The sequence below is a fragment of the Nocardioides cynanchi genome (genome assembly GCF_008761635.1).
Lineage (GTDB): Bacteria > Actinomycetota > Actinomycetes > Propionibacteriales > Nocardioidaceae > Nocardioides > Nocardioides cynanchi.
Map to the genome: position 1 here is coordinate 3438833 of NZ_CP044344.1, position 11094 is coordinate 3449926.

General features: G+C 72.2%; 10 protein-coding genes. 8 read left to right on the forward strand and 2 right to left on the reverse strand.

Features of this window, described 5'->3' with window-relative positions:
• Window positions 1–95 precede the first annotated feature (95 nt).
• Window positions 96–1481, forward strand: a complete 1386-nt coding sequence (locus E3N83_RS16665; protein ID WP_151084269.1) for an O-antigen ligase family protein — start codon at window positions 96–98, stop codon at window positions 1479–1481.
• Here E3N83_RS16665 and E3N83_RS16670 read toward each other — a convergent pair.
• Together E3N83_RS16670 and E3N83_RS16675 are read right to left on the reverse strand one after the other, a co-directional pair.
• Window positions 1471–2640: a glycosyltransferase family 4 protein gene (locus tag E3N83_RS16670; RefSeq protein WP_151084270.1), complete on the reverse strand. Its 1170-nt coding sequence runs from the start codon at window positions 2638–2640 to the stop codon at window positions 1471–1473. The two genes, E3N83_RS16665 and E3N83_RS16670, sit on opposite strands and share 11 nt — an antisense overlap.
• A gap of 2 nt (window positions 2641–2642) precedes the next feature.
• Entirely contained in the window at window positions 2643–3392 is a 750-nt protein-coding gene (locus E3N83_RS16675) for a WecB/TagA/CpsF family glycosyltransferase (protein WP_151084271.1), read from the reverse strand.
• A 104-nt stretch (window positions 3393–3496) separates the two neighbouring features.
• Here E3N83_RS16675 and gmd point away from each other — a divergent pair, with 104 nt between their 5' ends.
• The 7 genes from gmd (at window position 3497) to E3N83_RS16710 (ending at window position 11071) form a co-directional block, all read left to right on the forward strand.
• A complete protein-coding gene (gmd, locus tag E3N83_RS16680) occupies window positions 3497–4528 on the forward strand; it encodes a GDP-mannose 4,6-dehydratase (protein ID WP_151084272.1) in 1032 nt (343 codons plus the stop codon).
• Window positions 4525–5496 (forward strand): GDP-L-fucose synthase family protein, encoded by a 972-nt coding sequence (locus tag E3N83_RS16685; RefSeq protein WP_151084273.1) that lies wholly within the window; start codon window positions 4525–4527, stop codon window positions 5494–5496. The genes gmd and E3N83_RS16685 overlap by 4 nt, the downstream gene beginning before the upstream one ends.
• 29 nt (window positions 5497–5525) lie before the next feature.
• The gene (locus E3N83_RS16690; protein WP_151084274.1) at window positions 5526–6869 is read left to right on the forward strand and encodes a polysaccharide biosynthesis protein; all 1344 of its coding nucleotides are present in this window, start codon (window positions 5526–5528) and stop codon (window positions 6867–6869) included.
• Complete coding sequence (locus tag E3N83_RS16695; protein ID WP_151084275.1) at window positions 6866–7714, forward strand: LicD family protein; 849 nt, start codon at window positions 6866–6868, stop codon at window positions 7712–7714. The genes E3N83_RS16690 and E3N83_RS16695 overlap by 4 nt, the downstream gene beginning before the upstream one ends.
• Before the next feature lie 110 nt (window positions 7715–7824).
• Complete coding sequence (locus tag E3N83_RS16700) at window positions 7825–8850, forward strand: polysaccharide biosynthesis protein (protein WP_151084276.1); 1026 nt, start codon at window positions 7825–7827, stop codon at window positions 8848–8850.
• Window positions 8851–8852: 2 nt separating this feature from the next.
• A complete protein-coding gene (locus tag E3N83_RS16705; protein WP_151084277.1) occupies window positions 8853–9845 on the forward strand; it encodes an MraY family glycosyltransferase in 993 nt (330 codons plus the stop codon).
• Window positions 9842–11071 carry a glycosyltransferase family 4 protein gene (locus tag E3N83_RS16710; RefSeq protein WP_151084278.1) on the forward strand — a complete coding sequence of 410 codons (1230 nt, stop codon included), beginning with the start codon at window positions 9842–9844 and terminating at the stop codon, window positions 11069–11071. Before E3N83_RS16705 ends, E3N83_RS16710 begins: the two co-directional genes overlap by 4 nt.
• Window positions 11072–11094: the final 23 nt, after the last annotated feature.

Here is an 11094-nt window from a genome sequence, read left to right on the forward strand (position 1 = left end):
GCATCGCCGGACACGGCCGGTGCCATGAGGCAGAATTCAAGGACGCCTGCGACGGCGCACATCGAGCCGGACCGGACGAGGGGGAGGTGGCCGCGATGGCGACATCGACCCTGCTGGCCGACCGCTCACGCATCGTGCCGCGCGCCGCTGCTCGCCCGCTCGCCGGGACGGCGGCCGTGGTGCTCCTCGTGGGGGCGACCCGCTGGGGCTCCTACATCGGCGTCTCGTCGCTCTATCTGACCGACGCCCTGGTGGCGGCCGCTGTCGTCCGGATGCTGCTGAGCCCGGAGCGCGAGGCGCCCGTGCGCCCCGGCTTCCGAGCCGGCAGCTCAGGCCTGCTCGTGGCCTTCCTCGTGTACGTCGTGCTCCGGATGTCGCTGTCGTCGACCTGGGTGCTCTCCCAGGTCTGGCTGCGCGACGGCGTGCCCTACCTGTACGCCGTGCTCGGACTGCTGTCCGGTCTGTCGATCGCCCGGGCCACGCCCGCCTCGCTCGAGCGGACCATGACGTGGGTCTGGCGGGCGCTGCTCTTCCACCTCGCGTGGGTCAGTGTCGTCGGTCTGGTCGGGTCCGCGACGACCTGGGAGACCGCGCGGCCCTTCCTCGGCGGCGGGATCTTCGCCTTCCGGCCCGACGTGGACACCGCGATCGTGGGGGTCACTGCGGGGCTCCTGCTGCGCCGGTTCCTGCTGGGGCAGCGACGCTTCCAGTCCGGGTGCGGACTGCTGGTGGCCGGGGTCGCGGTCTCGCACAGTGCCACGCGGGCCGGCTTCATCGCCGTGCTGGTGTGCCTGTTGATGGGCTTCGGCCTCGCCTATGCCGCCAACCACGGCAAGGGCATCCGCCGCGCCGGCATCCTGGTCGCGGTACCCCTGCTGCTGATCATCGGGGTCAAGGCGCTCCCGTCGACCACGGCCGGTGACCGGCTGCTGGCCACGGTCGACGCCGCGAGCGCGACGACCCAGGACGCGCAGAGCGCCCTCGGCACGGCCGGCGCCCGCAAGAAGGTCTGGCACGGGGTCATCTCCTGGACCGAGGAGACCCAGTCGCGAGAGATCTTCGGTGCCGGCATGGGCGTGGACTTCCTCGCCGAGTCGCACACCCTGCTCTACCTCGAGGGCACGACGTACCAGAACGTGCGCAGCCCCCATGACTACCTGATCGGCAGCTTCGCCCGGCTGGGACTGGTCGGCGTGGGCCTGCTCCTGCTGCTGGTGCTGCGCCTGGTCCAGCAGATCTTCCGCTTCCGGCGTCGCATCGCCCAGGACGAGCTGCTCACCTTCGCCGCGCTGCTCACCGTGGCGCTCTTCGTGGTGGCGTCGCTGGGGGTCGTCCTCGAGGCGCCGTTCGGCGCGGTGCCGTTCTGGTGGGCCGCGGGCATCCTCCTGGCCCTGGTGCGGAAGCCCGAGGAGCAGGCTCCGGCCGCAGAAGCGGTCCCCGACCTGCGGATGGGCACCTGGTCGCCGCCGCCTAAGCGGTAGCCGCCGAGCCGATCGCCTCGTCGTACCCCGAGAGCAACGACGCGAGGCCGCGCTCCGGGGTGTTCTCCGCCTCGTACGACGTCCGAGCCTGCGCGCCACGGCGGCGGGCGTCCTCGTCGTGGATGCTCGCCATCGCGTGGGCGAGCGCCTCGACCGTGGGGGGCACCACCCACCCCGTCCGGTCGTCGACGACCGTGCCGACGCTGCCTCCCGAGATGGTCAGGACGGGGCGGCCACGGCCGAAGGCCTCGGCGACCGCCAGCGGGTAGCCCTCGAAGACCCGGGACGGGACGACCACGTAGGCCGCCTGCTCCATCGCGGCCGCCACGCGGTCCGGCGGGAGCTGTCCGAGCCAGCGCACCGAGCCCCCGGCGGCCGCCCGCTCGACCAGCGGCCGGAGCGGGCCGTCGCCGACCACGGTCAGCGTGCGGCCGCAGGCGGCACCGCCCGCCGCCCACGCGTCGAGCAGCCGGTCGACGCCCTTGGGCTCGTCGAGCCGCCCGACGTAGAGCACATCGGTGCCGGCGCCGGCAGCGACCCCCGGGTCCGGCACCCAGGTCGGGCGGATCAGGATGCGGTCAGCCGGGACGCCGGTCACCACGAGCTTGTCGCGCATGAACGGGGTGAGCACGAAGTAGCGGGCGACGTCGTCGCGCCAGGTGCCGTGGTGCACCACCTGCCCGATGGTCATCGGCACCGTCTGGAGCCGGGAGCCGCGGTAGCAGCCGTGCTGCACGGCCGGCAGCCCGAGCCTCGTGCCGAGGCAGTCGGTGCAGGGCCGGCCGTCGCGCAGGTGCAGGCCGTTCACGCAGCCGTGCCGGTAGTTGTGCACGGTCTGGACCACCGGCACGCCCCGGCGATGGGCGACCCGGGCCACCCACGGCGAGATCAGCGGGAAGACGTTGTGCAGGTGCACCACGTCGGGCCGGGTCCGGTCCAGCAGCCGGGTGAGACGGCGCACCCCCGACCGGGAGTAGACCGGGCCCGGTGCCGCCTGCAGGACGCCCCGGAGGCCGCCGGCGATGTCGTCGCTGTCGGCGAGCATCTCCACGACGTCCACCCCGTGGTCGCGCAGCAGCGAGACCTCCGCACGGACCAGCTGGTTCTCGCCGCTGGGCGTGGCGGACCGGTAGAGGTTGTGCGCGACGAGGACCCGCATCCCTACCCTCGGTGACGCCAGGCCGAGAGCACGAACCTCGGGTTGCCGAGCAGGTAGCGACGCCACAGGCGTCGGGGCTCCTTGGCCAGGCGGTAGACCCACTCCAGCCCGGTCCCGCGCAGGAAGCGCGGCGCCTCCTTGATCGTGCCCGACCAGAAGTCGAAGGCCGCACCGACCGGCACCACCGGGATCGAGAGCTGGGGTGCGAGCAGGTGGACGAGGTAGTCCTGCCGCGGGGTGCCCAGCCCGATCCAGAGCACGTCGGCCCCGGACGCGCGGACCCGCTCGACCAGACCCGAGAGGTCCGCGTCGGTGAGCGGGCGGAACGGCGGGCACTCCGTCCCGACCACGGACGTCGCGGGCACCTTGCGGACCAGCGCGGCGGCCATCAGGTCGGCGACGCCCTCGTTCCCGCCGTAGAGGTAGTGGCGCACGTCGGCGCCGCCCTGCCGGGCCACCTCACCGACGAGCTCGGTGCCGCGGACCGGGCCGGGCAGGCCGTGCCGGCGCCCGAGCAGCGCGACGGGGGTGCCGTCGGCGAGGTTGAGGTCGGCCGCCAGGAGGGCGGTGCGCATCTGCTCGTCGCCGTCGACCAGCGACAGGGTGTAGGCGTTGCACAGGTGCACCTCGCACGGCAGGTGCGCCATCGCATCGGCGACGATCCGCGCCGCTGCTCCCGAGGCGTCGATCGCGGCGATCGGGACCGAGCAGACGGCATACGTCGGTACGGTCGGCCGGCGGATGTCAGGCACCGCACCACCTTGTCACATACGCCTCCTACGTCACGCCGGTTTGGCTATGCTCGTGGGGCTGATCAGCCCAGTCGGGGGGTGGCGGACAGAGGGGACGGGATCGCGTGCGCCGAGCACTCATCACCGGGGTGACCGGCCAGGACGGGTCGTACCTCGCCGAGCTGTTGCTCGCCAAGGGCTACGAGGTGCACGGCGTGATCCGTCGCGCCTCGACCTTCAACACCGCGCGGATCGACCATCTCTACCGCGACCCGCACGAGGACGACAGCCGACTCCATCTCCACTACGGAGACCTCACCGACGGCGTCCGGCTGGTCCAGCTGATGCGTCAGATAGACCCCGACGAGGTCTACAACCTCGCCGCGCAGTCGCACGTCCGCGTCTCCTTCGACGAGCCCGAGCACACCGGAAACACCACCGGGCTGGGCTCGATGCGGCTGCTCGAGGCGGTCCGGATGTCGGGCGTCGAGTGCCGGTACTACCAGGCGTCGAGCTCGGAGATGTTCGGCGCGACCCCGCCGCCGCAGGACGAGTCCACGCCGTTCCACCCGCGTTCGCCGTACGGCGTGGCGAAGGTCTACGCCTACTGGGCCACCCGCAACTACCGCGAGGCCTACGGACTGTTCGCCGTCAACGGCATCCTCTTCAACCACGAGTCGCCGCGCCGTGGCGAGACCTTCGTGACCCGCAAGATCACCCGGGCCGTCGCCCGGATCAAGGCGGGGCTCGACGAGCACGTCTACCTCGGCAACCTCGACGCCGTCCGTGACTGGGGCTACGCACCGGAGTACGCCGAGGGCATGTGGCGGATGCTCCAGGCCGATGCGCCCGACGACTACGTCCTCGCCACCGGCGGCGCGATCTCGGTGCGGGAGTTCATGGAGTCGGCGTTCGCGCACGCCGGCCTCGACTGGGAGGCCCACGTCCGCTTCGACGAGCGCTACCTACGGCCCTCCGAGGTCGACGCGCTGCGCGGCGACCCGAGCAAGGCGGAGCGGGAGCTGGGCTGGAAGGCGACCGTGGACGCGTCCCGGCTGGCCGAGATCATGGTCGACGCCGACGTCGAGGCGCTGACCCACGAGGGTCGTCCGTGGATCGACCGCCCGGATCTCCCCGGCTGGCCCGGTGCCCGATGACCTCGTTCGTCCCCGGTCCGCTCGACCGCGAGTCCGCGACCTACGTCGCCGGTCACCGCGGCATGGTGGGCTCCGCGATCTGGCGGCGGCTCGAGAGTGCCGGCTTCACCGACCTGCACGGCCGCTCCTCGGGTGAGCTCGACCTGCGCGAACGAGATCTCGTGTTCGACCTCTTCGACCAGATCCGGCCGCGCTACGTCGTCCTCGCCGCGGGCAAGGTCGGCGGCATCCTGGCCAACGACAGCCACCCGGTCGACTTCCTGTCCGACAACCTGCGGATCCAGACCAACGTGCTCGACGCCGCCCTCGCCCACCGGGTCGAGCGGCTGCTGTTCCTGGGCTCGTCGTGCATCTACCCGCGGCTCGCGCCGCAGCCGATCCGCGAGGACTCCCTCCTCAGCGGTCACCTCGAGCCGACCAACGACGCCTACGCGATCGCCAAGATCGCGGGCATCCTCGGAGTGCAGGCCGTACGCCGTCAGTACGGCCTGTCCTGGATCTCGGCGATGCCGACCAACCTGTACGGCCCCGGTGACAACTACTCCCCGACCGGCAGCCACGTGCTCCCGGCGCTGATCCGGCGCTACGAGGAGGCGCGTGAGCAGGGTGCGCCCGCGGTGACCAACTGGGGGAGTGGCTCGCCCCGGCGCGAGTTCCTGCACGTCGACGACCTCGCCGACGCGTGCCTGCACCTGCTCGAGCACTACGACGACGGCGTCCAGGTCAACGTGGGGACGGGCCAGGACGCGACGATCCGGGAGATCGCGGGGTTCGTGGCCGAGGCCGTCGGCTACCGCGGTGAGACCGTGTGGGACACCTCCAAGCCGGACGGCACGCCCCGCAAGCTGCTGGACGTCACCCGACTGCACGACCTGGGCTGGACCGCCCGGACCCCGCTCCGCGAGGGCATCGCGGCCACCGTCGAGTGGTTCCGCGGGCATGCAGGCCACCTCCGCGAGGTCGGCTGAGTCGTGACCATCGAGTCGGGCACCTGACCGTGGGCGCCGAGCCGGGAGCCGGCGCCGCGCGCGGCAGCAAGGAGATCCGGGGCAAGGCGCTGGCCTCGACCGCGATGGTGCGGGTGGTCACGCTCGTGATCAGCGGCGTACCGACCGTCCTCGCGTGGGCCCTGATGAGCCGCCGGCTCGACGCGTCCGACTTCGCCGCCGTGTCGCTGGCGGTCTCGCTGCCGACGGTCTCCAGCTTCGTGCTGCCCGCGATGGGCGCCCGGATCGCCAACTCGGTGGCCCTGAGCCCCGAAGCCTTCCACGACGCCATCTCCCGCTCCTTGCGGACCTGCCTGATGGGGGCGGCTCTGCTGACCGGTCTGTCCGTGGGCCTGTCGTGGATCGGGTGGAGCCGGCTGCTCGGGCGGGACCAGCCCGACGCCTTCCCGATGGACTTCGCCGTGATCTTCGTGTCGATCTCGATGGGCCTGTGGATCGTCCTGCTGATCGGCGACCGCGTCCTGATCGCCATGGGGGAGGTGACCAAGCGGGTCTGGGCGAGCTCGGTGACCGGGCCGGCGTCACTCCTCGGGGTCCTGCTCGTCGGTGCCTTCGACGGTCCCCCCTGGGCCTACGTCTTCCCGGTGCCCTGCGCGATGCTCCTGGCCGCCCTGTCGTCGCTGCTGATGGCGGCCCGCCTGCCGGGTGTCAGCCTGCGGTCGCTGTACGCCGACGCGCGGCGGCGCCCGAGCGACCGTTTCGGCCGGAGCACGCTGACGCTGTGGCTGATCGTCGTCGAGGGTGCCCTGATCCTGCCTGTCTGGCTGCTCCGGCCCGTCCAGAGCGTGCACGGGACCGACCGCGACGTCGCCGCGCTGAGCGTGGCCCTCCAGCTCGGGGCGCCGGCGTTCTCGATCGTGGCCGTCCTCGGGCAGGCCCTGTGGCCGTTCTACGCGCGGAACCGGCTCTCTCTCGGGAGGCGGGACGTGCTGCGTCACTGCGTGACCATGGCCGCGGTGTCGTCGGCACTCGGTGCCGCCTACGCCGTCTCGCTGTGGGCCCTGGTCCAGGTCGGCTTCGTCGGGCACGGTCCCGGGGTCGCGGTGCTGGCCGCGATGGCGCTCTACATCGCGGCGGACGGTGCCTGGCAGCCGGCCCGCATCGTCTTCTCCACCGACCAGACGGTGCGCCGCCTGGCCGCCCTCTGCGTCGCCACCTGCGCGGCCGCGATCGTCGCCCTGTGGTTCCTCTCCGACATCGGCCACGGTTCTCTGGCAGTCGTGGCCGTCAGTGCGGCATTGTTGGCCAACACGATCCTCTCGACGCTCGGGCTGACTGTTCATCTCCACCGACGCGCAAAGGACGGTGACGGCGTCCAGACGCGCCGACCATGACCGAAGACATCCCACCCCCCGGTTCGCGGATGATCGACAGCCCGGAAGCACTTCAGGCACAGCTGCGCGACATGCTTCGCCAGGTGGCCGATGTCTTCGAGAGGCGTTCGATCAGCTACTTCCTGTGCGCCGGCACCGCTCTCGGCGCCTGCCGCGGTGGCGACCTGATCCCGTGGGACTTCGACGTCGACCTGCTGGTCCCGCTGGAGTCCTACGGCGCGGCGCTGGAGGCGCTGCGGGACGAGCTGCCGCCGCGGTACGACGTGCTGGACCCGTGGACCGACCCCACCTACGAGCAGCTCTTCGGCCGCGTGCACCTGGCCAGCGTGCACCACAAGTACGTCCACATCGACCTGTTCCCCCTGGGCGGGACCTACGCCTCGCGTCGCGCCCAGCACGTCCAGCTGCGCCTCTCCGGCTGGCTGCGTACGGCGTTCTACGGGCGTACCCGGCTGGTGACCACCGGAGGACCCTCGGCCCGCCCGCGAGCCCTGAGGCTGGCCGCCCGGGCGGTCGCCCGCGCCGTACCCCGTCGGTGGCTGCTCTGGAGCTACGGCGCCCTCTGCGGGCTTCGCAGCGCGCAGGGCTCGTCCCACCTGACCAACCTGGCGGCCGGGTACCTCGAGCGCGAGGCGATGCCACGACGGATCTTCGACGGAGGCGGGCGGGTCAGCATCGCCGGGCACGACTACCGCTCGCCCTCGCCCCTCGAGGAGTACCTCGAGCGGCTGTACGACGACTACGCCACCCCGCCGCCACCCGACGAGCGTGCGCGGCTCTTCGACTTCTTCGACTCGTGGTACCTGCCGACGCTGCGGGACGTCCCCCTCGACGTCGCGCCGTAGCGCGAGGGCGACCCCCTCCTGCGGATTCCCGGGGCCACCGGTCCCGCACCTAGAATGTCCGGCCCGGGCCCTGCTCGGGGCTTCGCAGACGACTTGAGGTGCACCTCCCGATGACCCAGCCCGCCGCCACCGACGGCTCCACCGTGCTCGTGACCGGGGGGACCGGCTCGTTCGGGGGGACGATGGCGCGTCGGCTCCTGGACGGTGACGTCGCCGAGGTGCGGATCCTGTCGCGCGACGAGCTCAAGCAGGACGACATGCGCCGTGAGATCGGTGACCCCCGCGTGCGGTTCTACATCGGTGACGTGCGCGACTACGGCAGCGTCGACCGGGCGAGCCGGGGCGTCGACTTCGTCTTCCACGCCGCCGCCCTCAAGCAGGTGCCCAGCTGCGAGTTCTTCCCGCTCGAGGCGGTCCGCACCAACGTCTTCGGCAGCGCCAACGTGATCGAGGCCAGCAACGCCAACGGCGTGAGGTCGGTGGTGTGCCTGGGCACCGACAAGGCGGCGTACCCCGTGAACGCGATGGGGATGTCCAAGGCGATGATGGAGAAGGTCGCCCAGGCCTTCGCCCGCAACAACCCCACCGCCCGCACGGTGGTGTCGACGGTGCGGTACGGCAACGTGATGATGTCGCGCGGCTCGGTGATCCCGATGTTCGTGGAGCAGGTCAGGTCCGGCCGGCCGATGACGGTCACCGATCCCGAGATGACCCGCTTCCTGATGTCGCTCGACGACGCCGTGGGCCTGGTCGAGTACGCCTTCACCCGAGCCCGCCCCGGCGACCTCTACGTCCGCAAGGCCCCCGAATGCACGGTCGGAGACCTGGCGACGGCCGTCGCCACGGCCATGGGCGTGCAGCCCGACCTGCAGGTGATCGGGACCCGGCACGGGGAGAAGCTCTACGAGACCCTGGCCACCCGGGAGGAGCTCACTCGCGCCGAGGACCAGGGCGACTACTACCGCGTCGCCGTGGACGCCCGCGACCTCAACTACGCCGAGTACTTCGACCAGGGTGACGTGGCCGAGATCGGCGCCGACGACTACCACTCGCACAACACCGAGCGTCTCGACGTCGCCCAGGTCGTGGACCTGCTGCAGTCGATCCCGGCCTTCCGGGCACTGACAGCGCGATAGACGTGCTGGAGTTCTCCGTTGCGCTCGTCGCTGCCGCGTCGTTGATGGTTCCGGTGGTCGCGCTCCTGCGACGACACCAGGTGCTGGACGTGCCCAACCAGCGCTCCTCGCACGCGACAGTCGTGCCGCGCGGTGGCGGGATCGCCCTGCTGGCCGGGGTCCTCTCCGGGGTCGTGGCCGCGCTGCTGGTCGAGCCCGACGGGTCGGCCTCGCTCACGCGGACCTCAGCCGCGCTGGTCGCGCTCGGAGTCGCGCTCCTCGCCGGGCTGGGCTTCGTCGACGACCTGCGGGGGGTGGGCGCCGCCCCCCGCCTGCTGCTCCAGGTGCTGCTCGCCGTGGGCATCGCCGTCGCGGTCGCCGTGGGAACGGCCTCGTCGTGGGACGGCCCGCTGGTCGCCGTCGTGGGCTCGCTGTGGCTGGTCTCCTACGTGAACGCCTTCAACTTCATGGACGGCATCAACGCGATCTCCGCGGGCAGCGCCCTGCTGGCCGCGTGCTGGTTCGGAGGCCTGGCGGCGCACGACTCCGACCCCCTGGTGTACGGCGTGTCCTGGGCGCTCGCCGGCGCCTCCCTCGCCTTCCTGCCCTGGAACGCCCCGCGGGCCAGGGTCTTCCTCGGAGACGTGGGGAGCTACGGCGTGGGGGCCCTGATCGGCGTACTGGCCCTGCTCACCGCGCTCCGCGAGCACGACCTCTGGCATGGCCTGGCGCCGCTGGTGATCTACCTCGTGGACACCAGTGGCACGTTGGTACGACGTGCCGTGCGGCACGAGCCCCTGCTCGAGGCCCATCGCTCCCACGTCTACCAGCGCCTGCTCGACTGCGGACTCTCCCACCTGGCCACCGCGGCCGTCGTACTCCTGGCCGGGGTGCTGGTCTGCCTGGCCACGCTGGCCCTGCCGACTCCCGGGGCGGTTCTCCTCGCCGCGGTCGTCTCGGGGGTCTACCTCGCCCTGCCCGCGCTGCTGGGCCGGCGTCCGGAGGTCGCCGCATGAGGATCGGCATGATCACCCAGTGGTACGAGCCGGAGACGGCGTCGGCCGCCCACTCGACCGCCGTCGCGCGCGCCCTGGCCGCCCGGGGCCACGAGGTCAAGGTCCTCACCGGCTTCCCCAGCTATCCGCTCGGCCGGGTCTACGACGGCTACACGATGCGGCCGCGTCTGCACGAGAACCGCGACGGCGTCCAGATCCTCCGGGTCCCCGACGCGCCCAGCCACGACCGGTCGGCCGTGCGGCGAGCGCTCAGCCTGACGTCGTTCGCGGCATCGGCGACCGCCCAGGTCGGTTGGCTGCGCGACGTCGACGTGTGTCTGACCTACCTCACCCCGGCGACGGTCGGCCTGGCCGCGATGACCCTGCGCCGCGTCTGGGGAGTCCCCTACGCGGTCTACGTGCAGGACCTGTGGCCGGAGACGATCACCGCGAGCGGGTTCATCGGCAACCCCGCGACCGCAGCACGGGTCGAGCGGCTCCTGAACCGCTGGCTGCGACGGCTGTACGCCGGAGCGGACGGCGTCGCGGCGATCAGCCCGACCATGGCCGAGACCCTGGCCGCTCGCGGTGCCACGGTGTCTCCCGTGTCCATCCCGAACTGGGTCGACGAGCGGATCTTCGCCCCGGTGGCGCGCTCCGGTCGGCCGCACCTCGACGACCGCCGGTGGGTCATGTATGCCGGTGGCCTCGGCGAGGTGCAGGCGCTGGACACCGCCCTGCGAGCCCTGGCGCTCGTGGACGACCCCGACCTCGCCCTGGCCCTGGTCGGGACCGGGGTGGCGCTGCCCGCCCTGGAGCGACTGGCGGGCGACCTGCGTCTGGGCGACCGGGTCCGGTTCCTCGGGCGGTTCCCGATGGAGCAGATGCCCGCGCTGATGGCCGAGGCGGACGCCCAGCTGGTGTCCCTGAAGGACCTGCCGCTCTTCCGCGGGACGATCCCGAGCAAGCTCCAGTCGTCGATGGCCTGCGGTCTGCCGATCGTGTGCTCGGTGGCGGGTGACGCCGCGGCGCTGGTGCGCCGCTCGGGTTGCGGCTTCACCGCGAACCCCGAGGACCCAGGATCGCTGGCCGAGGCGTTCCGGCAGCTGGCCGGCACCAGTCCCGAGGAGCTGACGGCGATGGGCTCCCGGGCCCGGTCGACCTATGTCTCCGAGCTCGGTGAGGAGTCGGGGGCCGCCGTCCTCGAGGAGCTGCTCGCGGCCGCGGCCGCGAGGCGGTCACGATGAGCGACTGGTCGGGACCTGCGGCC

Bases quoted from the DNA above. Each gene is read 5' to 3' on its own strand.
- E3N83_RS16665 (WP_151084269.1), top strand. From the start codon at position 96: ATGGCGACATCGACCCTGCTGGCCGACCGCTCACGCATCGTGCCGCGC.
- E3N83_RS16670 (WP_151084270.1), bottom strand. From the start codon at position 2,640: ATGCGGGTCCTCGTCGCGCACAACCTCTACCGGTCCGCCACGCCCAGC.
- E3N83_RS16685 (WP_151084273.1), top strand. From the start codon at position 4,525: ATGACCTCGTTCGTCCCCGGTCCGCTCGACCGCGAGTCCGCGACCTAC.
- E3N83_RS16695 (WP_151084275.1), top strand. From the start codon at position 6,866: ATGACCGAAGACATCCCACCCCCCGGTTCGCGGATGATCGACAGCCCG.
- E3N83_RS16700 (WP_151084276.1), top strand. From the start codon at position 7,825: ATGACCCAGCCCGCCGCCACCGACGGCTCCACCGTGCTCGTGACCGGG.
- E3N83_RS16710 (WP_151084278.1), top strand. From the start codon at position 9,842: ATGAGGATCGGCATGATCACCCAGTGGTACGAGCCGGAGACGGCGTCG.